This is a genomic window from Ktedonobacter sp. SOSP1-85, from assembly GCF_016587415.1.
Classification (GTDB): domain Bacteria; phylum Chloroflexota; class Ktedonobacteria; order Ktedonobacterales; family Ktedonobacteraceae; genus Ktedonobacter.
Genome location: NZ_BNJI01000001.1, coordinates 2,440,427 through 2,467,414, shown reverse-complemented (window position 1 = coordinate 2,467,414; position 26,988 = coordinate 2,440,427). Strand labels below are relative to the sequence as shown.

21 protein-coding genes are annotated in these 26,988 nt (G+C 54.6%); 12 read left to right on the top strand and 9 right to left on the bottom strand.

Annotation, left to right across the window (positions count from 1 at the left end; translation table 11 throughout):
- Positions 1 to 3: 3 nt before the first annotated feature.
- Complete coding sequence (locus KTE_RS10310; protein WP_201380740.1) at positions 4 to 1,203, bottom strand: LCP family protein; 1,200 nt, start codon at positions 1,201 to 1,203, stop codon at positions 4 to 6.
- 663 nt (positions 1,204 to 1,866) lie between these two features.
- On the opposite strand from KTE_RS10310, the gene KTE_RS10305 reads away from it, so the two are divergent.
- The 4 genes from KTE_RS10305 to KTE_RS10290 all read left to right on the top strand — a co-directional run bounded on the left by KTE_RS10305 (position 1,867) and on the right by KTE_RS10290 (position 7,244).
- On the top strand, positions 1,867 to 3,054 hold the full coding sequence (locus tag KTE_RS10305; protein ID WP_201380738.1) for a Xaa-Pro peptidase family protein: 1,188 nt from the start codon (positions 1,867 to 1,869) through the stop codon (positions 3,052 to 3,054).
- A 264-nt stretch (positions 3,055 to 3,318) separates the two neighbouring features.
- Positions 3,319 to 4,932 carry a hypothetical protein gene (locus KTE_RS10300; RefSeq protein WP_201380736.1) on the top strand — a complete coding sequence of 538 codons (1,614 nt, stop codon included), beginning with the start codon at positions 3,319 to 3,321 and terminating at the stop codon, positions 4,930 to 4,932.
- A gap of 225 nt (positions 4,933 to 5,157) precedes the next feature.
- Positions 5,158 to 5,694, top strand: coding sequence for an RNA polymerase sigma factor (locus KTE_RS10295; protein ID WP_201380734.1), 537 nt, complete (start codon positions 5,158 to 5,160; stop codon positions 5,692 to 5,694).
- Positions 5,695 to 5,705: 11 nt separating this feature from the next.
- On the top strand, positions 5,706 to 7,244 hold the full coding sequence (locus KTE_RS10290) for a WD40 repeat domain-containing protein (RefSeq protein ID WP_201380733.1): 1,539 nt from the start codon (positions 5,706 to 5,708) through the stop codon (positions 7,242 to 7,244).
- A 64-nt stretch (positions 7,245 to 7,308) separates the two neighbouring features.
- Here the strand turns inward: KTE_RS10290 and hisS are convergent, their stop codons facing one another.
- Positions 7,309 to 8,625, bottom strand: coding sequence for a histidine--tRNA ligase (hisS, locus tag KTE_RS10285; protein ID WP_201380732.1), 1,317 nt, complete (start codon positions 8,623 to 8,625; stop codon positions 7,309 to 7,311).
- Positions 8,626 to 8,828: 203 nt separating this feature from the next.
- The gene (locus tag KTE_RS10280) at positions 8,829 to 10,100 is read right to left on the bottom strand and encodes a mannosyltransferase family protein (protein WP_201380731.1); all 1,272 of its coding nucleotides are present in this window, start codon (positions 10,098 to 10,100) and stop codon (positions 8,829 to 8,831) included.
- A 388-nt stretch (positions 10,101 to 10,488) separates the two neighbouring features.
- Here KTE_RS10280 and KTE_RS10275 point away from each other — a divergent pair, with 388 nt between their 5' ends.
- The 3 genes from KTE_RS10275 to KTE_RS10265 all read left to right on the top strand — a co-directional run bounded on the left by KTE_RS10275 (position 10,489) and on the right by KTE_RS10265 (position 13,477).
- Entirely contained in the window at positions 10,489 to 12,153 is a 1,665-nt protein-coding gene (locus KTE_RS10275) for a glycosyltransferase family 39 protein (protein ID WP_201380730.1), read from the top strand.
- Positions 12,154 to 12,218: 65 nt separating this feature from the next.
- A complete protein-coding gene (locus KTE_RS10270) occupies positions 12,219 to 12,980 on the top strand; it encodes a glycosyltransferase family 2 protein (protein ID WP_236600352.1) in 762 nt (253 codons plus the stop codon).
- A gap of 113 nt (positions 12,981 to 13,093) precedes the next feature.
- Positions 13,094 to 13,477: a hypothetical protein gene (locus KTE_RS10265; protein ID WP_201380729.1), complete on the top strand. Its 384-nt coding sequence runs from the start codon at positions 13,094 to 13,096 to the stop codon at positions 13,475 to 13,477.
- A 95-nt stretch (positions 13,478 to 13,572) separates the two neighbouring features.
- Here KTE_RS10265 and gyrA read toward each other — a convergent pair whose 3' ends face one another.
- Positions 13,573 to 16,131 carry a DNA gyrase subunit A gene (gyrA, locus tag KTE_RS10260; protein WP_201380728.1) on the bottom strand — a complete coding sequence of 853 codons (2,559 nt, stop codon included), beginning with the start codon at positions 16,129 to 16,131 and terminating at the stop codon, positions 13,573 to 13,575.
- A 388-nt stretch (positions 16,132 to 16,519) separates the two neighbouring features.
- On the opposite strand from gyrA, the gene KTE_RS10255 reads away from it, so the two are divergent.
- Positions 16,520 to 17,095: a CvpA family protein gene (locus KTE_RS10255; RefSeq protein ID WP_201380726.1), complete on the top strand. Its 576-nt coding sequence runs from the start codon at positions 16,520 to 16,522 to the stop codon at positions 17,093 to 17,095.
- Between the two features lie 196 nt (positions 17,096 to 17,291).
- Positions 17,292 to 18,920, top strand: a complete 1,629-nt coding sequence (locus KTE_RS10250) for a PH domain-containing protein (protein ID WP_201380724.1) — start codon at positions 17,292 to 17,294, stop codon at positions 18,918 to 18,920.
- Between the two features lie 55 nt (positions 18,921 to 18,975).
- Here KTE_RS10250 and rlmD read toward each other — a convergent pair whose 3' ends face one another.
- From rlmD to KTE_RS10230, 4 genes are all read right to left on the bottom strand, one after another.
- A complete protein-coding gene (rlmD, locus tag KTE_RS10245) occupies positions 18,976 to 20,349 on the bottom strand; it encodes a 23S rRNA (uracil(1939)-C(5))-methyltransferase RlmD (protein ID WP_201380722.1) in 1,374 nt (457 codons plus the stop codon).
- 447 nt (positions 20,350 to 20,796) lie between these two features.
- Positions 20,797 to 21,798: a polymer-forming cytoskeletal protein gene (locus KTE_RS10240; RefSeq protein WP_201380720.1), complete on the bottom strand. Its 1,002-nt coding sequence runs from the start codon at positions 21,796 to 21,798 to the stop codon at positions 20,797 to 20,799.
- Between the two features lie 61 nt (positions 21,799 to 21,859).
- Positions 21,860 to 22,420: a zf-HC2 domain-containing protein gene (locus KTE_RS10235; protein WP_201380718.1), complete on the bottom strand. Its 561-nt coding sequence runs from the start codon at positions 22,418 to 22,420 to the stop codon at positions 21,860 to 21,862.
- Entirely contained in the window at positions 22,401 to 23,165 is a 765-nt protein-coding gene (locus KTE_RS10230) for a sigma-70 family RNA polymerase sigma factor (RefSeq protein WP_201380717.1), read from the bottom strand. Before KTE_RS10230 ends, KTE_RS10235 begins: the two co-directional genes overlap by 20 nt.
- A gap of 622 nt (positions 23,166 to 23,787) precedes the next feature.
- On the opposite strand from KTE_RS10230, the gene tnpA reads away from it, so the two are divergent.
- From tnpA to KTE_RS47455, 3 genes are read left to right on the top strand one after another with little or no spacing between them, the layout of a single operon-like run.
- Entirely contained in the window at positions 23,788 to 24,186 is a 399-nt protein-coding gene (gene tnpA / locus KTE_RS10225) for an IS200/IS605 family transposase (protein WP_201380715.1), read from the top strand.
- Complete coding sequence (locus tag KTE_RS47460; protein WP_236600351.1) at positions 24,179 to 24,718, top strand: helix-turn-helix domain-containing protein; 540 nt, start codon at positions 24,179 to 24,181, stop codon at positions 24,716 to 24,718. Before tnpA ends, KTE_RS47460 begins: the two co-directional genes overlap by 8 nt.
- Before the next feature lie 51 nt (positions 24,719 to 24,769).
- Positions 24,770 to 25,381 carry a transposase gene (locus KTE_RS47455; RefSeq protein ID WP_236600349.1) on the top strand — a complete coding sequence of 204 codons (612 nt, stop codon included), beginning with the start codon at positions 24,770 to 24,772 and terminating at the stop codon, positions 25,379 to 25,381.
- A 13-nt stretch (positions 25,382 to 25,394) separates the two neighbouring features.
- On the opposite strand, the gene KTE_RS10215 is transcribed toward KTE_RS47455, so the two are convergent.
- Positions 25,395 to 26,912, bottom strand: coding sequence for a hypothetical protein (locus tag KTE_RS10215; RefSeq protein WP_201380713.1), 1,518 nt, complete (start codon positions 26,910 to 26,912; stop codon positions 25,395 to 25,397).
- Positions 26,913 to 26,988 lie beyond the last annotated feature (76 nt).

Here is a 26,988-nt window from a genome sequence, read left to right as displayed (position 1 = left end):
GGACTATGGTCCATCAGGAGGTTGGGTGGGCTGTGCGGGGAGAGGCATGATGGTTGGCGTTGCGTCAAACTCGGAGGGACCTGTAGGCAGAGGCGTGATGGTTGATGTTGCGCCAGGCTCGGAGGGACCTGTAGGCAGAGGCGTGATGGTTGATGTTGCGCCAGGCTCAGAGGGGCTTGGTGGTGGAGGTGTGTATTCGGTGCCAGGATTGCGGTCCTGGACGTTGCAGCTATGGGTACTGGCAGCCAGCGCAAAGACGCGATTGAGGAGTGGCTGGAGCGCCGCGCATTCTGGGAGTATCACCGCCTGTGTGGTATCAGTTGTGGCGTCATAGATCTCTTGTGCTATGCCATAGTCTTGCTCATTTTGCCCTGGCCCAAGCGTGATACGCTCAATCGTGTGTGTATCGAGGGTGCGCGCGAAATTGGCCAGGTTGAGTAGCTCGCTTGTGTCCAGGTCAGTATAGGTGTCACCCTGCATATCATTGAGAAGGCTGGAGAAATGTGTAATGATATTGGTCAGGGTCAACCTCTGGCGTAATGCCTCCAACACCTGCTGCTGGCGTTGATTGCGGCCAAAATCTCCAACCAGGTCGCCATGCCGCGAGCGTACATACTTGAGCGCCTCGGCTCCCGAGAGATGTTGTGGCCCGGGTGGCAGGTAGAGGCGCGTATAATTGTAAGCATTGTTGTCGGCCTTGTCTGGATCGGCCTGCTGTCTGGTGTCATCGGGATAGGCATCATCCACAATGGGGTGTCGTACCTCGATATCGATTCCTCCCATGGTATTGATGAGCTTAGCAAAGCCATCTAGACCGATCCAGGCGTAGCGATCAATTTTGATACCATAGTCTTCCGCAAGCGTTTTCTCTGTCAGAAGGATACCATCTTCGAAGCGATTGGCATGCTGTGTACCCAGGTAGAAGGCCTGGTCAAGCTTATACATCCCATTGGCTTCAGGAACCCAAACCCAGGAGTCACGTGGGAGTGAGAGCATCGTAACATGATTGTGTATGGGATCCACACGTACGACTATCACAACCTGCGTTAGTACCTGGGGGAAAGTGTATTTTGCATCATTATCGCTCCCCAGGAGGAGAAAGTTCCAGGCATGGCCCTCAATACTCGTAGCCTTGTTGACGGGACGGAGAAATTTTGCCAGCTGAGCCTGTAACGGGTTGCCAAGCTGAAAATAGCCAGCCACGCTGATGAGTACAGCAAGTAGAAAGAAGGTTAAAAAGACATATGAGCCGATATGGGGCTTTTTGTATTGTCTGGAGGCTTGCTTTTGTGGAGACGTAAGCTCAAAATTAAACCCTGAAGGATGTTTGAACTGGTGAGGCTGTGTTTGCCTACTGAGTGCTTGTATATGAGGCTGTGTTTGCCTACTGAGTGCTTGTATATGAGGCTGTGTTTGCCTACTGAGTGCTTGTATATGAGGCTGTGTTTGCCTACTGAGTGCTTGTATATGAGGCTGTGTTTGCCTACTGAGTGCTTGTATATGAGGCTGTGTTTGCCTACTGAGTGCTTGTATATGAGGCTGTGTTTGCCTACTGAGTGCTTGTATATGAGGCCGTGGTGTCTGCTGTAGTTGTGAGCTGAATTGCATATGATCCGAAGGATACTGCTTCATAAACACTTCTCAGTTCTAGCTTGGAGTAATATGGCCCGGGGAGAGCCCTGGCTCGACAAACGCCTATGCCATCAGGTATTTTTTACGCCCATCCAGCCGCAACGCACTGTGCGCGAAGAAGCGGAACAGCTCTGGCATCATGGACGCTTCTTGACGAAAACTTGCCCATATTTATAGTATAGTGAAGGGGAGTATTGATATTCTCCGGGGTACTACGAGGAGGAATGTTGAGATATGGATTTAGCACAGATACAACAGGCATTACAGGCGGAAGGATTGGCGGGGTGGCTCTTTTATGATTTTCGCGGCTCCAATCCGATTGCCTATAAGGTGCTCTCGCTCTCCACGCGCGAGTTCTACTCGCGACGCTGGTTCTATTTTATTCCCGCGCAGGGCGAGCCCACGGCCTGCGTCAGCTCGGTGGAGTCGCATGTGCTGCGCTCACTGCCGGGAAAGCGGCTTGTGTTTCGGACCTGGCAGGAGCTAGAGATGCACCTGGGAGCACTTCTGCCAAAGGGAGGGCGTATCGCGATGGAGTATTCCCCGCGCAACGCCATCCCTTACATCTCGCGTGTTGATGCTGGAACGATTGAACTGGTGCGCGCCTGCGGCGTCGAGGTGGTCAGCTCGGCGGACCTGGCGCAGTACTTTGTGGCGCGCCTGACGGAGGTGCAGGTGCGTGGACATCGCGAGGCGGGTCGCCGCCTGATCGCCGCCAAAGATCAGCTCCTCGCCGAGTTGGGTCAGGATCTACGCGCCGGTCGCGAGTTGCATGAGTATGGGGTGCAGCAGCGCTTTGTCGCCTTGATGCGTTCCATGGGCATCCAGCTCAGTGGTGGTTATCCCATCGTCGCCGTGAATGGCAATGCCAGCAATCCGCATTATGCGCCAGGTGAAGAGCACAGCAGCCCTATCCGCCGTGGTGACCTGCTCTTGCTGGACTTCTGGGGCACGCTAGAGGGCGAAGAGGATGCTGTCTTTGGTGATTATACCTGGATGGCCTTTGCTGGGAGTGAGGACGAGATTCCCCAGAAGCAGCGCGAGGTCTTTGAGGTCGTGCGCCAGGCCCGTGACTCCGCCATAGCCTTTATTCGTGAGCGCCTGGTAGCGGGGACGCGTGTCGAGGGGCGCGAGGTTGATGATGTGGCACGCAACGTCATCGCGAAGGCAGGCTATGGCGACTACTTTGTGCACCGCACTGGCCACAGCATTACTACCATGGACCATGGCGATGGCGCCAACAACGACAACTTCGAGAGCATGGACTCACGTGCCCTGCTCGCCGGCACCTGCTGCTCCATTGAGCCCGGAATCTACCTCCCCGAGTTCGGCGTCAGAAGCGAGGTCGATCTCCTCATTCACGAACACGATGTCGAAGTAACCGGCGTGCCCGCGCAGGAGCGCCTGACCCCCCTTTTATAGTCGACGGAGAAAGTGTATGGGGGCGAATTGGCTATGCCAGTTCGCCCCCATACACTTTCTCCGTCGACTATTGAGATTACAACTCTCCTCACATTGGGGCGTATAAGATAGTGATGACCGCAATGCAATAATCATTGATCCCGTTCGACAAGAATGTTTGCGTATAGAGCGAGATGTATTGCTATAACTGGTCGTGGATAAGCTCAGAAGCAGCTACAACGATCCTCTACAATGTGAGCACAGCCAGACTGGAGGCTTCGACCCATGGGCGACGAATATCGCGAAAACGACAACTATAACTACGATCCGCATACCCACGAACAAAAGGATGGGTTTCAGGGATCTTCTGATGATTTAGATAAGCGCATTGAGGATATCAAGCGCCTGGTGGTGCAGGGGGCAAACGAGGCACAGCAGCGTATCAAGCGCGTTGTCGACCGGGCCGGTGGCTACTGGCAACAGTCACAGACGGCACCTATGCCTCATCAACCCTCAAGCGTTGAAGAGCACCGCATTCGTCAACTTGCTAATATGTGGAGCAACCAGAACTGGCGCGTCGCGCGCGAACTGGGCACCTATATGGAGGTGCGTTCCCTGCGCACCGACGAGGTCTGGGAAGTCACGCTGGAGACGCGCTGGGAGACCCGCACCATGGAGATTATCAACGAGCCATATCAGGGACGCAACGTTGGTATGCCGCGGCCATTGCTGCCAGTCTGGGACTACCAGTTGGCAGATGTGGTGGGCTTAAAAGCCCCGCTGACACGCACACGCTTGAACGATCTCGACGAGGTGGTCTCCTGTACCAACTGCAATAGTACAGGGCATGTGCTCTGCTCGAACTGTAATGGGCGCGGCTGGATTGTCTGCCCCGAGTGTAAGGGGCGTACCAAGAAGCGTTGCACAACCTGCCGTGGGCGCGGTTATATCTCTGATGTCGCACCTGGCGGCGAGAAAAAGCCCTTCTTCCAGCGCCAGGCCGATACGCTGATGCGTTCAGTTAGTGGCAAGTTCTCCGATGCGCTGGATGGGATTCGCCAGCAGGGCGTGCCTGTTCCTAACCCCATGGATACCGATCCCGCGAGCAAAGGTCCTGTTATCCCCTGCCCCGATTGCGTCAAAGGCGAAATGCCCTGCACCTGTGGCAATGGCAAGCGGGTCTGTGATGTCTGTGAAGGCGCGCGCATGGCACTCTGCAACAATTGCGCGGGCACAGGGAAACTGGTACGCCATCGTGAGATTGTACGTAGCTTTGACCTGCGTACGCAAGCGCGTATCGTGGGCGAGAGTGTTATTCCCTCGCAATACCTGGAGAAATCGCATGGCGACCTGGTCTATAGCGCTGAAATCACGGAGCCGCTCTACGCCGATGCCCCACCTGACGAGGTACCAAACGACGTGTGGCGCTCTGCGGTGGAGATGATCAACGCGGAGCAGCGCCAGGATAAGCCGGGTATCGATCCCCAGACGCAGTCGCGCCCCACGCTCCAGGTCGTGGAACTGGTGCGCATCCCCTACACCGTCGTGGACTATCACTATGCCGACCAGGATTATACGCTGTATATCTACGATAACGAAGGAAGCGAGAAGTTTTACGCCGACTCCTATCCTGTACGCTGGGATCGCATAGATCGCCTCTTTAAGGCCATCTCCAATGACCTGCTGACTCCAGCCCCGGGTGCGGCTCCTGGAGCGCCAGGCACATCCACATCCTCCGAGGAGAGCAATCGTGGCTATAAAGCCGAGCGCACAACCGGGGGCTACCGGGTGCCCATTGAGTTCTCGCCCTACGAGCCCGAAGAGGAAGAGGGCGAGAAAAAGCCCGAGAAGCCCGATGACAACCAGGGCTTTAACGGGAATGACTATCGCTATCGCTAAGCAATAGACCTGACCAACTCAGACCGTTGTGTGGTGTTATGCATGCCATACAACGGTCTTTTTTATAGTATGGATGATAAGAGGCACGGCCCTGGGCCGTGCCTCTTATCATCCATACTATAAACCTTTCTCAACAGGATGTGACGTTTTCCGCGCCTTCCCGATAGTTATGAATGGATAAGTTCGTGCACGGACAACACTCCCCAGAGATATTAGGAATGAAAAATGCGGCAATCATTATTCACGGATGAGAATGTAGACTCACTCACGTCCAGTCTCTATCAGCAGTACGCACAGGCGCTCTTTACCTACCTGCGTTTGCACCTGCCCTTGCGCGAGGATGCGGAGGACATCCTGGTAGACATTTTTGTGGCGGCCATGGAAAACACAACGTTCAAAGGCCTCGCGCCGGGTCAACAGCGCCAGTGGCTCTGGCGTGTCGCCCACAACAAAGTCGCTGATCACTATCGTTCAGCGGCGCGCAAACGGCAGATGTTGACGTTTGAAGAGGTTCAGGATGAACTTCTAGAGGATGAAGAGTTCGCACCGGCCTGGCTGGCCGAACGCAGCGAAGAGTATCAGCGCTTACAGGCACACGTCCAGAGACTACCAGAGTTGCAGCAGAAGCTGCTCCATCTGCGCTTCGTCAATGGCTTACGCAGTGTGGACATCGCGCGTATGCTCGGCAAGCGTGAAGGGACTGTGCGGATGTTGCTCTCACGTACGCTTAATCTATTGCGCTCTACCTACGAGAAACACTGAGGTGGCTTACTATGACGGAACACAATAACCAATTTACACCCGAAGACGTAGATGCGCAGATCGAACACTTCGCTGGCTCATCACGCGAGCAATCGCGCTTGTTGAGCAATGCGCATAGCCCCGACGAGAGACTGGTCGCGGATCTGCAACTCATGTATCACCAGGGAGCGCCTCGGGCCATAGCTGATGAGGACGAACAATCGCTTCAGCATGCCTGGGAGCGTATCGCAATGATTGCTGCTGAGAAACAGGCCAGGAGGCCAGGGCGCCAGCCGCGCCCGAATGCGAGGAACGCAGTTATGACTCAAGCAGACAAACAACCAAAAAACGTCATGAACTTATTCGAAAAGCGCACATGGCAACAGCGTATCGGGCTGATAGCGGCTGCCTGCGTAATTGTGGTAGTTGTGGGTAGTATGGTGCTACTCTTTAATGCCGCGCGTATAAAAAATACCGGTACCGCCTCTGGATCGCATCCTGGAGCCACGCCGACGCCGACTATTGCTAGCAATTCATCTATCAAACTGAGCAAGGATGTGGGGAAGGTAGTGTACACCTGGAATGGGCGCCAGCATGGACAGTTAGAAGACTTCTATGACCTGGCATGGTCGAAGGATAGCAGGCATATTGCCTCAGCAGCCACGAATGTTGCCGTCTGGGATGCTACGACAGGGCAAAATAGCGTTTTGCTTAATCCTGATCAGAGTAGCCCGTATGGAAGTGGAAGTATCCTGGCGGTGAAGTGGTCACCCAATGGCAAATACGTTGCCTCGACATATGGTGGGCAGATCCTGATCTGGGACCCTGCGACAAAAACAGTACTTCAGAAGCTAACCTATCCTGGTGCACCCGTAGCGAGCACAGCCACCAGTAATGGCAAGTACCTTAATAGTTATGCGCCTCTGAGTGGTGGCGTTATGATCTACGATTTTGCCTGGTCGCCGGATGGAAAATCTATTGTCGCGGCTAACCCCTTCCACAATGGGACAGCGGCAAGCGAGTCAATGCTCATCTGGGATGTGGCGACGCAGAAGGTCACAACCAAAATCGCTGGTCATACTGATGCAGTCCAGAATCTCGCCTGGTCGCCCGATGGCAAGTACATCGCTTCGTCCGCATATGATGGCACAGTGCGTATCTGGGACGCGCAGAACGGACAGAGCGTCTATAAGCTCAATGCTCCTGATGGACGAGACGCTGCTGCGCTCGCCTGGTCACCGACGAGCAAGCGCTTGCTGATTGGCTTTATGAACGGCACGCTGGAGAGCATCGATGCCACCAATGGTACCCATCCTCTGAAGTACAGCATAGCAGGTGGTAATGCCATTTCTTCTGTTGCCTGGTCACCGGATGGCAAGATGGTCGCTATGGCTGGTAAAGGAGTGAAGCTCTTTGATGCGCAGAAGAATGCGCTACTCTATACCTATAGCGGCGACGCCAATGGCATCCGCTGTATGGCCTGGTCGCCGGATGGCAAATATATCGCTACAGGCGCCTATACGGGCGTGGGTAGTAGCAATGCGAGTGTAAAGGTGTGGATCGCGAAATAGTTTTTGAAAGCAAGAGGGCGGTGTGTCCGTATGGACACACCGCCCTCTTGCTTTCAAAAACACATTATACCGTGGCGTGCTCGCGCTGCTGGAAGTAGGCTTCAAGCTCCTCCAGGCGTACCTGTGTCTGTTTGCTGTCTATATCCTCGCCCTCGGCGCGCATATCTTTTATGGTGATGACGCCATTCGCCAGCTCATCGGCGATAATGAGGATGGCATACTCGGCCTGTGAGTTGTTGGCCTGCTTCATCTGGGCCTTGCGGCTGCGGTCGCCGTAGCTCATCTCGGTCCGTAGGCCAGCCTTACGCAGGCGCGCTGTGACCTGGACCGCCGCGTCCTTGAGCTCTTCGGTGCGGTCGAAGTAGACGACGAAGACCTGGGCTTTCTTCTCGGCAGGTAGCTCAACACCCTGGCGTTTCATCTCCAGGATGATGCGCTCAATGCCCGCGCCAAAGCCGATGCCAGGCACATGGGCACCCCCTAGCAACTCGGCCAGGCCATCGTAGCGCCCACCACCATTGATGGAGAGCTTGCTATCAAACTCCGAGATGAACTCAAACACGGTATGGCTATAGTAGTCCAGGCCGCGTACCAGGAGGGGATTGATCTCGTAGGGGACTCCGTAAGCATCCAGGTAGCGGCGCACGGCGGCGAAATGCTGCCGCGCACTCTCGCTCAGGTGATCAATCGTCTTGGGCGCGTTGGCGATTTTGGCCTGGTCCTGCGGCTCTTTACAGTCAAGCAGGCGCAGTGGGTTCTTCTCAAAGCGCACCTTGCAGTCCGCACAACACGTATCGAGCAGGGGGCGATAGTACTCTCTGAGCTTCTCGATGTACTGGGGGCGGGACTCCTGGTCGCCGATGCTATTGAGCTGGACGTTGATCTGTTTGAGGCCCAGGCGAGTATAGAGTTGGTAGAGCAAGGCGATCATCTCTGCATCCAGAACGGGATCATTCTCGCCGAGTGCCTCGCAGCCAAACTGGTGGTGCTCGCGGTAGCGCCCTGCCTGTGGCCGGTCGCGGCGGAACATCGGCTCGCTTAGATAGTAGAGCTTGACTGGCTGGGGTAGTCGCGACATACCATGCTCCAGGTAAGCGCGCACAACACCAGCCGTGCCCTCCGGGCGCAACGAGAGGTTCTGGCTGCGGCCCTCTTTGTCGGCGCGGTCGTCAAAGCTATACATCTCTTTTGAGACGATATCAGAGCTCTCGCCAGAGGTGCGCCGGAAGAGCGAAGTCTCCTCCAATAGCGGGGTCTCGATGCGGCGATAGCCAAATAGCTCTGCGATCTCTTGGGCGACCGTCTCTACATACTGCCAGTAGGGTTGCTCGTCTGGCAAGATATCTCTAAATCCTTGTAAGGCTCGAAATTGTTCTGACATAATGGCTCCTGCTCCTCCACATACAAACGATTGGGGTTATTATAGCAAATTCTACCGTGAAAGGCACCTGCTCTGCAGGGAGCTAGTTTCTGTGAAAAGGAAAAGAGGGGAGTGCAGAGGGGCTAACGCCCCTCTGCACTCCCTTTCCCCCCGCCGCAGGCGGGATGTATCCCTTTCAAACGAAATTGAACGGAGCACTAGGCTTATGTGATCCAGTGACCTGTGACAAACTGGGTGAGGAGGAGGAAGAGCAGGCAGCCTGAGATAAGCAAGTAGTGTAAGTGAAAGGCACGGCACTGTCCGATGTTCGCCAGGATAATGAAAGCCGGGAAATCCATGAGCAGGTAGCGCGGAAAGGACTGGAGGGGGAAATCGCCAACGACTGGAAGCAGTTGGATGAAGAGGAAGAGGGCTATGCCGAAGAGGAGATAGCTAGTATGGCGCCTGGAGAAGCGCCAGGGGCCAACCAGGCCAAGTAGTAGAGCTCCAAGCACGAAAAGATTGCAGCTTAGATCGAGTACATTGCGTAATCCCTGGAAGCTGAGGAGGCCGGGCCCGGTTTGTATGGCCTGAAAGGCATGCAGGGTTGCGAACCAGGGAAGCTCAGGAAGACGTGTCCACACACGTGCCTGCACGCGTGAGAAGGCTAGCCAGTCGCCGAATTTATGGTAGCAATAGAATGCATAGAGTCCGGGTCCAAGCACAAACAGGCCTGCACTCAAGCCATCCAGCCGAAGACTTCGTGGTCTGAAACGAGAGTGCTGGAGATACTCATAACAGAAAGGGAGCAGAAGGAGGATGCCAGCCGAGCGTGTCAGGCTGGCTGCAAAGCCAAAGAGGCCAGCCCACCACCAGTGCTTCTTGCGCATGGCATAGAAGCTGAGCAAGGCCAGACAGAGAAAGAGGGACTCGGTATAGACCGCGCCAAAGAAGAAGCCCGTGGGGAAGAGCGAGAGATAGAGAACGCTACGTCGTGCCAGCCCAGGGGGAGATGCGAATACAAAGTCCTCCTGGACGAGACGATAGAATACCATCAGCAGCACGAACCAGGCGAGGTGCGCGATGACCGTGCCCGCGAGGTAGGGCGAAGGAATAATGGGTCGAGTCAATCGGATCAAGAGGGGATAGAGTGGAAAGAAGGCCGAATGTTCGATCTGACTATAGCCCTGGATCGCAATGTGTTCATAGTGCAGACTGTCCCAATGCTCCCAGGAGTGAGCCAGTACTGCCCATGATGCTGCTCGCCAGGAGAAGTCTGCCAGAGTGTACAGGAGACTATAGCATGTGCCGACAAAAAACGCGACATGCAGGGCCAGGTAGAGCGGGACAACTTCGCGCGCAGCCTGGTACCATGCGAGCAGGTGCCCGGCCTTCTGCTCTAAACAAAACGGGTCTCTATAGCTGTGTGGGGCGTGGGGACTACTCGTCTCACTGCGCCCCAATCCCTTGTGTCTGCTAAAGCGGATAAGCCTCATAGATCGCCTTTCCCCGCTTCTACTTGTAGGTTAACCTGACGTACAAGTTGTTTTGCGAATTCGTTGGTAGGTGTATGGTGCGGGTTGGCAGCCGCAGGCGCGACGTTTCAAAACCAAACTTGTACATGGGCGTTGTTAGGCTAAAAGATATATAGCCTCTGTGGGAAATGTAGCGAGGAGGTAAAATGATGTGTTTGTATATGTTGCTGAAAGGATCTGAGATATAGCTAAATACGTATAGTTAATAGACAGCGAGCATGGAGAAATTCTATATTAAAAAGTGTGAATTTATCTATGGTTTTAAGCACAACATATTATATCCACAGGCGTGTACAGTTGGCCTTTCTTATAATAGAAATAAGTTCTAGCTAGAAGACGGCGGTGTGATGTGTCGCAAAAATTTAAATCTCCATTTGTCGTACGGGATGGTCTCGACTCCGATGATTCCTCCGGCGCCATCTCTCTGCGAGAGGCCAGGCGTTCGGCTTATAGCCTGCCTTCAACCTGGCTATCCGGTTGCTTATTGTTTATCGTTGCCTTAACATTTAACCTCTATCGTATCGGTACGCCCAGCGTCTGGTTTGATGAGGCCTTCTCGGTTGAGTTGGCGGGCCAGCCATTGCCTCTCCTGTGGCGCCTGGTATCGACCCAGGAGCCAAATATGGGGCTTTATCATCTCTTCTTGCATGGATGGTTATCTGTAGCCAACGCGGCGGGGTTTCTTCAGACAGAAGCGGTGGTGCGCCTTCCTTCCGCGATCTTTGCCGCCCTGGGCACAGTTGTAGTCTTTCTGTTGGGACGTCGGGTGCGTAGCAATAGCGCAGGTATTGTTGCGGCGGCTCTATACCTGTTGAATGATTGGCAACTGGTGTATGCACAACAGGCACGTGCCTATAGCTTGCAGGTCTTACTGCTCTGTCTCTCCTGGTATGCCTTGCTCAGCGTCCTGGCGCGACCACGAGCGACGAAGTGGTATTGGCTTATCTACGTTAGCACGAGCGTCCTGGCCATCTATACACACCTGTTCAGCGTGGTCATTCTGGGCACTCAGGTGCTAGCGCTGGCGGTGGTATGGCTCTTTCCCGGACTTTTTGCTACAGGTGAAGCGCGTAAACACCTGCGTTCTCACATTCAGGTCTTCCTGGGATGTTTTTCCCTGGTACTTCTCTTGAGCCTGCCCATGCTCTTGTTGAGCCGGACTGCTGATAAGACCGGCTGGTTGCCGCAGGCACGGCTGAGCGACCTTCTCTACTTTTGGCATTCTGTCAGTGGCAACAGCAAGTATTATCTACTGGCTATGTTAGCGATGCTGGCGATTGCGGTAGGCCTGGTGTTCTGGAGTCGTCTCGTTGCTGGGCGCGGGCAGCGTGTGGAAGAGGTAGAGTCTCATGTCTATTACCAGACATTATGGGGTTGGCTGCTCCTGTGCTGGTTGCTGGTGCCGATTGTGAGTACTTATCTCATTTCGCAGGGTTCGATCCGTCTCTTCTCGGCACGTTACCTGATTGTTGTAGTGCCTGCTCTGACTCTTGTGCTGGCTTACGTGATCGGAAACATACGCTGGCGCCTTCCACGCTTTGGCCTGGTGCTGGTGCTATTGGCTCTGGCGGTTATGGTCGTGCCCTTCTATTATCGCAGCGCACAGGTAGAGGATTGGAATAGCGCAACCGCCTGGGTGCAGGAGCATTTTCAAGACGGTGATGGCATGATCTGCTATGATAATAGTGTCCAGCAAGGGTGCCAGGTGGCTGTGGAGTACTACCTTCACGCGTATCCCGGGCCTGCCCATTTTGAGGCGGGAGCGCCTGGTGAGTTCTCCTGGGAGAATATGGGGCCAGCGCGCACCGCGGGACCCGATGAAGCTGTGGACCCAATGGCCTTGCAGACCTTCGCCTCCAGACATCAGCGCCTTATCTTTATTGTGGGACGCCTACCAGATGCTGCCGCCGCCAACAAAACTAGCATAGCTTTGAACTGGTTACAGAGTCACTACCACCTTGAGTCGTCCTTTCAGAAGCGTACAGTACAGGTCTATCTCTATACAGTTCGGTAGGAGTTGTGACGGCCCATGGCCGTCGGCATGATAAGATAATACTATTGAAGTGAAAGGATTGGCTGGTGATACAGGAGAGCCTGGCCACTGGCAAGGTAGGCGTGAAGGTCAGAACAAACTATAGCCTCTCGGTGGTTATGCCTGCGCACAATGAAGAGGTCGCGATTGCAGAGACGGTGAGGCAGGTACTCGACGCCGTTACAGAGTGGGTAGAAGATTTTGAGGTGATCGTTGTCAATGATGGGAGCGTGGATCGGACGCGCGCGCTCCTGGAAGCTATGGCCGCCCAGGAGCCTCGGCTACGGATTATAAACCACGAGGTCAACCAGGGGTATGGAGCGGCCCTGGTCAGCGGTTTTGAGGCAGCAAGCAGAGACCTGGTCTTCTTTATGGATTCCGATGGCCAGTTTGATATTCATGACCTGGCTCGCTTCTTCCCTTTGATCGAGGAGTATGATGCTGTCCTGGGCTATCGCCTGGATCGCCAGGATACCTGGATGCGCAAACTGAATGCCTGGGGTTGGAAGATGCTGGTCTCATTCGTCTTCAAGCTGGAGGTGCGGGATGTCGATTGTGCCTTCAAGCTATACCGGGTACGTTTCTTTCGTGAGCAGCGCCTGGAGACGCGCGGGGCAATGATCAACACCGAGATCCTCTATAAGCTTAAGCGCGCAGGCTATACCTATACCCAGGTGGGTGTACACCACCTCCCACGGCGCGGAGGCAAGGCTACCGGTGCCAAACCGAGTGTAATTGTGCGGGCCTTCCGTGAACTCTTTACCTATGCCCGCAAATGGCGCCAGGAAGAGCAACTGGCCAGGCTGTAGGGGCCATGCTTGCATGGCCTTTTCCCGCTCTCCCATACACCTTATCCAGGCTTGTTCCTGTGTGGTAGGATACGAGGAAGAAGGTTTTATCCCTCATAGTCCAGGAGCCAGTGATGTCTGTTTCATTTGCCGAACAATATGCGAGCCTGTTGAAAGATGTCTTTCGCGAGCAGGCGCAGCAGCAACTTGCGCAGGGCGCGGATGCGCTGACATGTGCCGATATGTATGCCGAGCAGGGCAAGCCCGATTTTACCCTGGCTTTTTTGCTTGCATTCGATGCCGAAGACGAGGTCAAACGCGAGATTTTGGCACGCTCATATGAGATGCGGGCCGACCTCTCGGAGGAGCAGGCCAGGAAGTTTTCCGAGGAGTTTCACCGCTCTTTCCCCTTGATCGCCCAGGAGGCGCAGAAAGATCGATCCTCCGCCCAGAAGATCCGCCAGGGGCAGAAATTGCGCCGGAGCACGCACCTCAAAGCGCTGCGTATGAACCCATAAACATATGTAAGCTGAAAGAAGACAGAGAGCCGGCCGGGTCGCTCACGAGCGACCCGGCCGGCTCTCTGTCTTCTTTCAGCTTTTTACTTTTAGGCTTAGGCGTTCTCGCCCTCGTCTGAGGTCTCCTCGTCCTCCTCAATTGCGTCGGGGGCTACCTCTTCATCCTCAGTTATGGCTGTCGCCTCACCCTCGACCACTTCAGCCTCGGCCTTTTCCTCGTCATCGGTCTTCTTGCCGTTAGCGACAGCGACGGCGACGACCTTATCATCTTCGGCGAGGTTCATCAGAGTGACGCCCTGAGTGGCGCGGCCTGCCTGGCGGACCAGGCTCACATCGGTACGGATAACCACGCCGCTGGCCGAGATGAGCATCAGGTCGTTATCCTCTTCAGTGACCATGCGAGCCGAGGCAACCTTGCCGGTCTTCTCAGTGACCTTGGAGGTTAGCACGCCGCTACCACCACGATTGTAGGCGGGATACTCATCGATGGGGGTGCGCTTGCCATAGCCGTGTTCGGTGACGACCAGCAACTCGCCTCCAGGAATGACCGGATTTAGGGAGACAACGGTATCGTCGTCTGCCAGGCGGATGCCGCGTACGCCGCCACTGGTGCGCGAGGCAGAGCGGAGCTGGTCAACGCCAAAGCGAATGGCGTGGCCATGCGAAGTGATCAGCAAGACGTCTGCCTCGGGGCCAACGAGCTTGGCGCCGATCAGTTCATCGTCATCCTCCAGGTTCATGGCAATCAGACCTGAGCGGCGGACGACCTCGAAATCACTCATCGCGGTCTTCTTGATCTCGCCTTTCTTGGTGGCGACGACCAGGAAGTCGTGGGTGTGTCCCTTGGGGACGTAGACAATAGCAGTGACGCGCTCACGCTGTTCAATCGAGATCAAATTGATCAGATGCTCGCCACGAGCCGTGCGACTGGTATCGGGTAGCTCATAGACGCGTAACTGGAAGACGCGCCCACGATCCGTGAAGAAGAGCAGGCTATCATGCGTATGTGGAACGAGCAGGTGGCGAACCGTATCGTCCTCGCGTGTCGCCATGCCAGTGACGCCTCGTCCACCGCGACGCTGCGCGCGATAGGTTCCAGAAGGTAGGCGCTTGATATAGCCCTTCTCGGTCAGGGTTACCACGACCTCTTCGTTAGGAATCAGGTCCTCGTCCTTGAAGTCGCGGACCTCGCTCTCCTCGATCTCTGTGCGGCGAGCATCGCCAAACTTCTCTTTAAGTTCCTTGAGGTCCGCCATGATGATGCCGCGGATCTCGTTGATATCGCTCAGAAGCTTGTGGTAGTAGTCGATATGCTGTAAGACATCCCTGAGCTCTTCCTCAACCTTCTGGCGCTGTAAGGCGGCCAGGCTGGCGAGGCGCATATCTAGCACCGCGCGTGCCTGCTCGTTTGAGAAGCCGAAGGTTTGTTGCAATTCTTCGGCCAGGCCAGCCGTCTCGCGCCGTGAGCCGCGAATAATATTGATAACCTCGTCCAGGTTATCCATGGCTATCTTCAAGCCCTCTAAGATGTGCTTGCGTGACTCGGCCTTGCGTAGCTCAAACTGGGTGCGCCTGGTGATGACCTGCTCGCGATGGGTAATGTAGTGCTGTAAAAACTTCTTTAGCGTCAGGGTTTGCGGCTGCGAGTCGACCAGGGCCAGCATGTTTGTGTTAAAAGAGCTCTGCATGGCCGTATATTTAAAGAGGGAGTTGAGAATGCTGCGTGGATTGGCGTCGCGCTTGAGTTCGACAACCATGCGCATCCCCTGGCGGTCCGACTCGTCGCGCACCTCAGAGATACCCTCAATTCTTTTATCGCGAGCCAGCTCAGCGATCTTCTTGACCAGGTCGGCCTTATTGACCTGGTAGGGAAGCTCGGTGGTGATAATGCTGGCGCGTCCGCGCTCGTTCTCTTCGATATGGGTGCGCGCACGGATCACGATGCGACCTCGACCGTTGGCATAGGTATTGCGGATGCCTTCGCGTCCCTGAATGAGACCACCAGTTGGGAAGTCGGGGCCGCGTACGATACGCGCCAGGTCTTCGGTCGTGGCTTCTGGATTCTCAATCAGGTGGATAATGCCATCACAGATCTCGTGGAGGTTATGAGGCGGAATATTGGTGGCCATACCTACCGCGATGCCCGTTGTACCATTGAGCAGCAGGTTGGGCAGGCGAGCTGGAAACACCACCGGCTCCTTGGCCTGGTTATCGTAGTTTGGGACGAAATCGACGGTATCCTTATCGATATCGCGCAGAAGCTCATCGGCGATGGCTGCCATTTTAGCTTCGGTATAGCGCATGGCGGCGGGTGGATCGTCGTCTTGCGAGCCAAAGTTGCCCTGACCCAGGACGAGAGGATAGCGCATCGACCAGGGCTGAGCCATACGCACCAGAGCTTCATAGACAGAGGCATCGCCATGAGGGTGGTAGCTTTTGAGCACCTCACCCACGGTACCAGCGCATTTGCGATACGTTTTGTTGGATTGTAGCCCCATCTGCTCCATGGCATAGAGAATGCGCCGATGCACGGGTTTTAAACCATCGCGTACATCGGGGAGCGCGCGGCTTACAATGACACTCATCGAGTAGTCGAGATAGGCTCCCGTCATCTGCTCGACGATGTTGACTGTTTTGATATTGCCTAGTTGCATAAAACATCCTCACCCAGAAAAAATCAAGACATAGCCAGATGGCGATATCGGAATGAAGTGCTGGTGTATAACGACTGTGTATCAGTTGCAGCTCTTACAGGTTTAGGAGGGGATTTAGAAAATTTGATCCTGCCTACGTTTATAGTATAGCACATTTGGGGCATAGTAACGAGTTTTTGCCCTTAGGTAATGGTACGTTATTAAGTTGGATTCGTGTAGGCTTTTGGAAACAAATTTGGTATATTATGCCCTATGTTTTAGAGATATCGTGTGGTATGATTTAATGCAAGAACGGAAATTGCGGGAGAGTCATATCACCTGTAGTCACAAAGAGGGCGAGTAGTGTTGCGTCCATTAACACTGATGCCATAGGGGAGTGACGAACATTATGTCTTTGCCATTTTCAGAAACGCAATGCTTCTATGTAGCAATTCTGGCATTTATCGTCATCGGGTTTCAACGCGGCTGGAAGAGGGAACTGGTCTCGCTTGTGTTTGTGCTCCTGGCCATTTTCCTGGTGCGCCCCGATAGCGGAAAATCGTTTAGTGATTTTCTGAATCGCCTTCCATCCGTCTTTGGATTTCTCGTAACGGGAAACACCACAGGAACCCCTACGACTCCGACGACGAACTTTCTCTTAGGCCCCTGGGGGGCTATTATATTGTTTGCCGCGGTCGTGGGACTTGGCTACTTCATTGGGAATAAGGCATTCCCAAGGCCAGGCGCGCCAGCGGAGCGCTTTATTGGCGTTATTCCGGGGATTGTCTCGGGAGCCTTTATTATGGCCTTCCTCAGCAGTCTGATCCCTAAAAGCGCCAATGGGCAATCGTTTCTCACGGTTGCCGTCCAGACGCCTGATCCTGGCAATTTTGTGCCTATTCTCTTCCTTATCGCCATAGTCGCGGTCATTGTGGCCTTGATCGCTTCGCGAACCAAGAAGGCAGGTGGGGGAGCCAAAAAATAGCAGGCGTTTACGCTGTCGTACCCATACTATAGGCTCCGCTTCAGCGGCCGCCTTTTAAGATCTTATTCCGAAACCCAATGTCACTCACGTGACTAGCGCTTCCCCCATTTGGGGACAAGCGCGCTCTGGGTTTTCGGATCAGAAGTAATTCGCGTTTGTGGCACGTTGCTCGGAGATGGATGCAATGAGGTGAAGAATGGCTGAAAAAATCAGGGAGAAGGCCGCTAGCGCCACAAAGCAGGATCCCTGGGCTTCTGGACGCCAGCGTTTTAACTTGCAACAATTTCGGCGCAAAGGCCGAAAAAACAAATGGACCTTTTCTGGGCAGCAGCCCGATGAAGAGGTCCGTTTGGTTGTGCGCCGTCACTGGTGGTTTCTGATCCAGCCGGGCGCGCCAGTCATTGGCCTGGCCTTCTTGCTGGTGCTCCTGCTCTGGGCCTCGACGGTCCTTCCAGGGGATACCACTCTCTGGTGGACGATCAATGGCCTGCTCTTCCTCTGCCTGCTGGGAGTGGGAGGCTGGTTTGCCTATCGCCACCTGGTCACCTGGTGGTATGAGACCTATATCATTACCAACAAGCGCATTATCAATGCGCGTGGTCTCTTGCAGCCTACACGCCAGCAGACGCCGCTTGAAAAGGTAGAGCAGGTAGGTACAGGCGTCAACTCGATGCTGGGCCTTTTCCTCGGCTTTGGCACGGTTCATGTCTATCTGGCGGGTGGCGACCTGGTCATGAAGGAGGTTCCCAACCCCAAGAAGGTGCGTGACGCCATCCAGGGGATCACGGACGAGATCAAGGCCAAGAAGAAACCTGAGCCCCCGATTCCGCAGGTGGAAGATCCGGCCCTGGCCAATGTGCTCAAAGAACTGGCCAAAGGGAAGCCGGTCCCCGAGCTACAGAACGCGGATGCCGACCTGCCGCCGCTGCGAGGTGAGGAGGGACGCTTCCAGGGCCCCAGGCGCACCTTTGGTGGTGTTCTGCGCATCCCGACGGATGTGCGTTATACCTCTGGTGAGTATACCGTCAAGTATGTGCAGCGTTCGCGCTATGTGCTCTGGCGCAATGAGACCATTCCCGCGGCCGCGCTCCTGGTTGTGCTGCCGCTGACCTTGCTGATGCCCTCGTTTAACCTGGTGACGGGGCCATTTCTGGGCTACTGGCTCTTCTTTATGGGCCTGGTGGTTCTGGGCTTGCTGGTCGCGATGGGCCTCATCTACATGAATTATGTCGATGATGTCTATATCCTGACCAATAAGCGTATTATTGATATCAATCGCTACTTCGTCTTCTTCTTCGAGCAGCGTATCGAGACCGAATACAAAAGCATTCGCGATGTCAAGGTCATGGTGCCCAATCTCCTTGAGCGCTTCCTGGATATTGGAAATGTCTACATTGAGACGCCGGGCAATAACCCAAACATCATCCTGGAGTCGGTCGATCATCCCTTTGTGTTGCAGGACGAGATCTCAGCTATTCGTGGACACAAAGAGAAGGTGGATAAGGCCAAAAAGGAGAATGAAGACAAGAAGAATATGGAGCGTTGGTTCGGCACCATCCTCAAAACAATTGAGGATACGACCAGGAGTCGTGGTGCGCCTGACTTGCGGCATAAAGACCTGCTGACCGCGATGGAATATGCCCATGAGTATGGGCTGGAGGTCTCGGTCTGGGGTGAGGCTGAGCCTACCAGCGCGATGCCGCCTGGCTATGTCTTGCATCAGAGTCCGCCGCCAGGAACCATCATGGAGGCCGGCAGTTGTATCGAGGTTGTCTTGAGCACGAGTCTGCGTACTCCTCTTGCCAACCAGGTCCAGTCCTATTAGCCATAAAGAAAGAGCTAGCCCCGGTTCAAGACCGGGGCTAGCTCTTTCTTTTAATCTACGCTCTGCGAGTGTTGAGGGGATCTATGCGGGCTAGAAGTGCCACGCACTCGATATGATACGTCTGGGGGAACATATCAACAGGCTGGGCCGAGACCAGGCGATAGCGTCCACCCGTGCAGAGTGTCGCGATATCGCGTGCCAGCGTGCTGGGATCGCAGGAGACGTAGCAGATGGCGCGTGGGGCCATCGTCTGGAGGGCCTGCAAGGCCTTGGGATGACAGCCGGTGCGTGGTGGATCGACCAGGGCCAGGTCGATACGCTCACGGCGATAATGGAGCTGATTGAGCACACGCTCAAGCGTTCCCTCTAACGAGGTAATATTGTTCTGGTTATTGAGCGTAGAACTGGCGCGGGCGTCCATAACCGCGCTGGGTTGGGATTCCACCGCCAGCACCCGTGCGGCACGTGTGGCCAGGAAGGTGGAGAAGAGTCCAACACCGCTATAGCCATCGAGGACGACCTCGCTACGCTGTGGTTCGAGCATGGCCAGGGCGCGCTCAACGAGAACCGCGGTCTGCGTCAGGTTTACCTGGAAGAAGGAGTCCGCTGAGACACGGAAGTGCCGGCCTAATACTACATCATTAAGATATTCCTGGCCCACAAACACACGGCCATAGCGTCCACCCACGCGCTCAATGATCACGCCAACCATGGCGGGCGAGATGGCCATAAGCTCTTGCGCGAGCTGCTGGGGATCCTCAATCATCGAGCCTGGGCGAGCATGCACTGTGAGCAGTGTAGGCACGGCCTTGATGGTGTTAATGAGGCCTGGATTCCCGCTGCTCGCCTTGCCGATGGCGCCACGGATAGTAAATCCCTGGATCATCTCGCCGCGTGTATCGCCAAAATAATCAATAATTTTCGCGCGTACCAGTTGATAGATATGGTCGAGTGCCGGGTGCAGCAGAGGGCAGGTTGGCAGATCTTGAACTTCGTGGCTATCCGTAAATTTCTGCCCGATCTCACCGCGTGGTCCAATGGTGAAGAGAGCTATATTGCGATAGTGCCAGGGAGGGAGCGTGGGTGGCATTCCGATGGTGGGATGGACCAGGGCATCAGGCTGTTTCCCAATACGCACCAGGAGCTGGCGTACAATATGGGCCTTCCAGGTGAGTTGAGCCGGGTATGCAATATGCTGCCATTGGCAGCCGCAGTCGGTCATGAGTGGATAGGCTGGTTCGACGCGCTCGGGCGCAGGGCGGATGATTTCAAGCAGCTGCGCTCGGGCATGTCCCCTGCGTTCCTCAACAATCTCGACGCGCACCCTTTCGCCTGGAATACCTCCAGGAACGAAGAGGACGCGCCCTTCATAGCGGCCTACGGCGTCGCCTCCGTAAGCAAGATCGGTCAATTCAACATCAATACTCATGTTCACCTCGGCGGTCACCTGGCGACAGTTTTGTCGCTGATGTCCGTCCCATCCTTCCAGCGTGATTTTCAGTGTAATTTCTAATGGTGCTCAATCTATTACTACGTAACCCCAGGGGAAGAGTCTCGCAAAACGAAAAGGACTCGCGGCTGAGCAGATATACTGTAACATACTCGCGAAACAAGGGCTAGTCTTGCACCTGGTCCGACTTTGTATGTAGTTGTATCAATATAGTGCTGATCGGAGAATCCTTTCCTCAACCTCTTCCTCATATTGTGAGTAATCTCTTCCTTCCGCCACTGTATAGATAGCTACTTCTCCGAAAACCCTGAGCGCGCCTGTCCCCGAATGGGGGAAGCGCTAGACATGCAAGTGGCGCGCGCCCCCGAATGGGGGTTGGGTTTCGGAATAAGATCTAAGTATTTATAACTTGAAAAGCTCAGGGCATTAGAGCGGTAGGGGGTGTTTAGGTTGACTATAGAGCCGAGTGCCAAAGCGGCTTAGCAGGACCGCACCCAGGCCAAGTAGCCCGGAGAAGAGCGAGACCAGCCAGCCAATATAGGGGATTGACCCGGCCAGGGTCAGAACCGTGATACCCACTACGACCTGTACCAGACGTGTGTTATAACGATGCTGTGGCGCAAACTTATGGAAGAGCATCGCCCCGATATGCCAGCCAATAGCTACAGTGCCAAGAGTCCAGGCGGTCAGAAGCCCAACAAAGATAATAATCGCCAACGGTATAGAGACGATAAGGGCAATCAAGACCGCGAGAACGGCCGGGGCCAGGAGTACACTTAGTAATCCCAGGACCAGGCTACGACGCGTTTTGGTTGTCGCCGTCGTGCGCACCAGCATCACATGTTCTGGCAATAATACTGTGAGTAATACACTTAATACGAGCCATGTCAAGAGAGACCAGAAGCGTATATCGGGTCCCAGGTCGCTAATAACGAGGAGTCCCACACTTTTGGTGCATTCAAGGACAGAACCATGTAACTGGGATTGAGGGCCGGAGAACCAGTGCCCACCGCAGAGACGGATATCCCCGTTAACACGAGCATCGCTTTGCATGGCGACGTTGCTGCCATAGGTCGTGACCTGTCCATCCACATGGCCATTGATAATAAGGTCACTACCAAAGGCCACCACATCACCCCGTACAAGGCCCTGAATGATGATTTTTCCGCCAAACGCGGTTATATTGCTGCAAATCACCTCTCCACTATTCACGACCACGATAGAGCCAAAGAACGCTTTATGATAGGCTCCAGTACATGAGGGGGGTGGAGAAGATGGCTGCGGTTGATGTTCGGCCGCGAGCACGCGGTCAGACTCACTGTGCCAGGCTATCAGGCCACCCGCGAAGAGAAGGAGCAGGAGGAGGTAGTGGCGTGCGATGGAAACAAGGCGTGCAAAAACAGGGTTGCCTACAATGTTGTGCTTCATACAGGAACTCGCACTCTCTTGATCATGCTCTTACGCGGCAGAAGATCATACTATTGATTGCTCAGGCTTCACGCGGGGGGCGCATTAAATGGAACCACATCCCCAGCATGACAACGACCGCGAGTGAGACGCCAGTGAGTAACCAGCTATTATGGGTGGTCAGATTGACGCCTTCCTGGATATACTGCACCAGGATGACCAGGACCTCTATAATACCACTCAAGGCAGACAACACGGGCGCAGCGAAGTCTGACTGAATGAGTAAGATCGCGAAGAGAAACAGTGGCACGCAACTCAAAGCGAAAAACGTGAGGGCTGCCAGAACTGTGCCAAAGGGGCGTATGCGCGAAATGCGCGAGCGCTGCTGCTGGCGGATATCTTCAAGCTGCTGGCTGACGCGAGCGCGCTGGTGAATCGCCTGCATGATCTGATCAGTAGAGACGCTGGCAAAAGCAAGCTGTGGCTCGGAGGCGTGAACTGCTTGTGCACGCTCAAATTCCTGCTCGAAAGCACGGCATCCCTGGCACTCGGCGAGGTGTCGTTTGAGTTCGCGTATTCTGGCTGGTTCTAGCTTGCCGTTGCGCTGAGCCTCCAGCCCTGCTCTAGCCTCGCTGCAACGCATCGGGTGAAACCTCCTCCTGCGTAACTTGCTTCTTGAGATGGCGACCCAACAGCTCACGAGCGCGGTGCAGGCGAGCCTTCACGAGCGCGGGCGTTAGCTTGAGTGCTTGCGCGATCTCTTCGTAGGAGAAGTCGTACCAGTAGCGCAGCACAATCACCGCGCGATACTTGCTAGGGAGCACCTGGAGATAACTCTGGATCTCATCATGCTGTTCACCCTGTATCGCCGACTGCTCAGGACCAACATTCGCGTCCACGATCCACTCCAGGAAAGGCACATCCTCCAGGGGAAGAGCCAGGAAGCGGCGGCGGCGCAGTTGGTCAATCGCCAGGTGTGAGGCGATGGAAAGCAGCCACGTGCTAAACTTGTGCGCGGGCTTATAGGTTGCCAGCTGAGTGTAGGCGCGGACAAAGGTTTCCTGGGTGATATCCTCGGCCTCTGTCGTGTTGCCAAGCATACGATAGGCCAGGTTCTGGACCGCATCTTTATAGCGCTCAACCAGGGAGGCAAAGATGTTCTGATCGCCCTGGAGAACAAGCGAGACAATCTGCAAGTCGCTCAGCGTCTCCGTCTGAGGCGACGCCCAGGCCTGGCTTGCGCTAGTCTGGCTGCTACCAGCGACGCTCTGTGCGCCTGCTGGATTGAGTGCTCCGGTTTTATGTGTTCTATGTGAAGTTGTTTTGGGTGCCGCGACTGAACCGATATTTCCCAACACGTGGGAAGCGTTCACCGTCGAATCTAACATTGGTCACCGCCCACTACTTGCGTTCTAAACGATACAATCAACAGGTAAAGTTACGAAATAAGCATTGCCACTTTAAACTCTACGAGCGATGTCTAAAAAAGTTGTAATCTTTTAAGCGCAGTGTAACATGACTGAGCCATCGTGACAAGTAGGAACCACTATCATGACATGCTATGACGCATCATTTTATGAAATTTCCTTCATTTCAAGAGAGTTTCGCCTGCTCGTATTGTGCTTACACTTCTATATTTCGGCAAACACTTTTTCATTTTTATGGCTCAGGCATCCTCGGCAGGCATCTTTGGAGTATAAGCCTGCCCTGCTATATATGTAAACGCAAAAACTTCGTTTCATCAAATGAAAACAATGGGCAGAGGGCTGTTTATTTCGCAAGTTTACCACTCGATATGGGCAGGCAAAGTCAGGGTGTGGTGGGAGACTGGCTTTGCCTGCCTCCCACCACACCCTGACCATTTACCCCATACCGCCGCTAAAAGCCCCTGAACTTCAGTCATGGGGATGAAAGCGGCGTTCCTTTTTCTGGGCGAGGGTGTGGAGGGAAACAGATGATGCGAACAAATGTTCTTGACAGCAGATAGCTCTTAGCTGTATACTGTATGCGATGAGTGAAACCTACAAGAGCAACCGGAGCGTGTATTATAGTTGCCACTACCACGTGGTCTGGTGCCCGAAATATCGGCGAAACGTGTTGATCGGGCCAATTGAAACACGCCTGAAAGAGATCATTGCCCAGGTGTGTCAGGAATGCCAGGCCGAGGTGGAAGAACTGGAAATCATGCCTGATCACGTGCATCTGCTGGTCAGTGTCGATCCTCAGTTCGGCATTCACCGCCTAATAAAGCTCATCAAAGGACGTTCCTCCCGGGTTCTGCGACAGGAATTTCCTGCGTTGAAACGCCGCTTGCCGAGCTTGTGGACGAATTCCTATTTTGTCGGAACAACTGGGGGAGCGCTCCTCTCCTTGATCAAGCAGTATATTGAGCAACAAAAGCATGTCTAAGCGAGAGAAACCACCAAAAGAGAAAAAGCCGACCAGAACCTACCAGTTCAGGCTCTATCCGACGCACAAGCAAGAGCGAACATTGGAAGCATGGCTGACGCTCTGCTGTGAAGTCTATAATGCGGCTCTCGATGAACGCAAAAGCGCCTATCGCATCGCAGGGAGGTCTCTCTCGTATGAGGATCAATGTGCCGAGTTGCCCGGCTGCAAAGAAGTTCGCCCAGATCTGGCTCTTGTGCCCTCCCAGGTGCTCCAGGATGTGGTGAAGCGGGTGGATCTGGCCTTTGCCGCGTTCTTTCAGCGTGTCGAAGAAGGAAAAACCCCGGGCTTTCCCCGCTTTAAATCACGTTTTCGCTATCATTCGCTGACCTTCAAACAATATGGCAATAGCTTCAAGATCCATACCCAGGGCCAGAAGAACCGAGGGATGCTGGAACTGGCAAAATTCGGTCAGGTGAAAATGGTTCTGCATCGCCCGATCACAGGAACCCCCAAGACAGCGATTGTCAAACGCACTCCGACGGGCAAATAGTTTGTGAATATCACAGTGGAAGGCTCTCCGAAACAGACCCAGGAGAGCCACATGCCGCCTTCAGAGAAAGAAGTCGGCATTGATGTTGGCTTGAAAACCTTTGCCTACTTGAGCACAGCGGAAGAGATCGCCAATCCCCGCTTTTTCCGCGAGGACGAAGCAAGGCTGGCGCGCGCCCAACGCAAACTCTCCAAAGCTGCCAAGGGAAGCAAAGAGCGCGACAAGAAACGCAAAATTGTTGCGCGCACGCACGAGCGGATTGCCAACCGACGCAAAAACTTCATTGAGCAAGAAGTGTGCAAACTGGTCGCCCGCTTTGGCTTCATTGCTGTGGAAGCGCTCGTCGTGCGCAATATGGTCAAAAACCCGCGCCTTGCGAAATCGATCGCCGATGCGTCGTGGTCACAGTTTTTCATGCGCTTGCTCGCCAAAGCGGAAGAAGCTGGGAGGCAGGTCGTGAAAGTCAACCCGGCGTATACGTCCCAGACCTGTTCTGCTTGCGGTTGTCGTCAACCGATGCCGCTGTCAGTGCGGGTCTACGAGTGCCCCCAGTGTGGTCTGGTCATCCACCGCGACCACAATGGAAGCCTCAATATCTTAGCAAATGCACGTCAAGCCTGTGGACGAGCAGGCCGAGTCATTCCAGAAGCCCCCGGCTTGTAGCCGTGGGGAGTCGTCACATTGGTTGCGAAGGATTTCTCATTGGCGATATCTCCCAGGATGGGGTTTTCGCCGGTAGATCCTGGGATGGAAGAGGGGCGCTCGTAGGTAGTTGCGATTTGGGTGCGCCAATCGCGTGAACTATCGGCGCTACCTCTGGCGTGTTCGCGCATGACGGTGGCAACTTGAAGCCTTGACCAGCTCGATAGCGTACGATGGCCTCGCCCAGGTCGATAAGCGCATTGTGCAAGAGGTCCAGGCGTCTCTTCGCCAGGCCCAGGCTTGTCAGGCGGTCGGCCAGGAGATTCAAGCTGCTGGCGAGGCTCCAAAGCACGCCGCGCTGTAATTGTGCGCGGGCGCGTAGATTCCCATTTGCCAGGCTCGTTTGAACCGCTTTGAGGTGAGCTATGCCCTCTTCGAGTTCCTTGTTGCGTTCCGCGATATGGTGGGCCTGCTCTTCAATTTGTTGCAAGGAAGCGGCCTGCAACTGTGAGAGGCGCTCATTCTCGTGAATGGTTAGAATCTGACGCACCAGTACCAGGCAGATGACAACAATGGTCGCGAGCATAAGCACAAAGCGAATGTGTGCTTGAGCCGGGTCGGAAGAATTCACATTGAAGATCAGCACTATGAACAGGATGAAGATAAGGGTATAGGGGAGTAACTGAACCGGGCGAAAGCCCATGTAGGTAACGCGATTTTGTCGCCGTGCCTCCAGCGCTTCCTGTGCTGTTCGGGGGAGATTACAGCGCAGGTAGGCGGCTAAGCCAATCGTGAGCATGCCCAGAGGCCAGCCCAGGTCAACCCATGTGCCATCGACATAGGTTCCCGCGTTTTGCTGCAGGTTAAAGATAAAGTCCGATGTCGCGAACAGGCAGAGACCCAGCCCAAGAGCAAACAGGCTAAACCTGCGCGCCGTTGCCTGGTAGACCTGGCTGTGCCCACGCATCAGTAAGAAGATCACGCAACTGAGAAGGGAGACATCAGCGGCTGGATAATACAGGCTGATGAACTTCGCCAGGCTTGTCGTAGCTGGTGATTGCGCGATGGCTCCAAGCAGAAGGTACCAGCTAATAGCGAGCAATGCGCCCATAGCAATAAGGCTATCCAGCGCGACCAGTGTTCGCTCTAACCTGCCTTTAGCATTTGGTTGCAGCACGAGACCGATAAAGCAGAGTGCTGGAAAGAACATATAGCCCACATCGGCCAGCGATGGGAAGGGGGGATCGCCGATAGCGGAATAGTAGCGCCAGAAGCTTTCTCCCAGCCCCCACATGGCCTGTCCGAGGCAGACGAGTATCCAGCCTGCTTTCTCATATCCTATCCAGGCTTCGGAGCGCTCGGCAGAGATATTGAGGGCGCTTTTGCGGATAGAGAAGAATGTCAGACAACTTCCTACGATTGCTCCCAGTAAAGGGGTGAACTTGTACAGGCTGACCCCTGGGGAAGCGTTTTCGCCAATATGTAAAAGGATGGTGAGCGCTATAATCAGTTCCAGTCCGATGATAGCCGTGACTGTCCTACGTAACGACATCGCTATTTGTCTCCTTGCTCATCGCAAACTGTGTGATACCTGGGGCTGTGTGCGTATGTATCAAAGGCAAAGACCC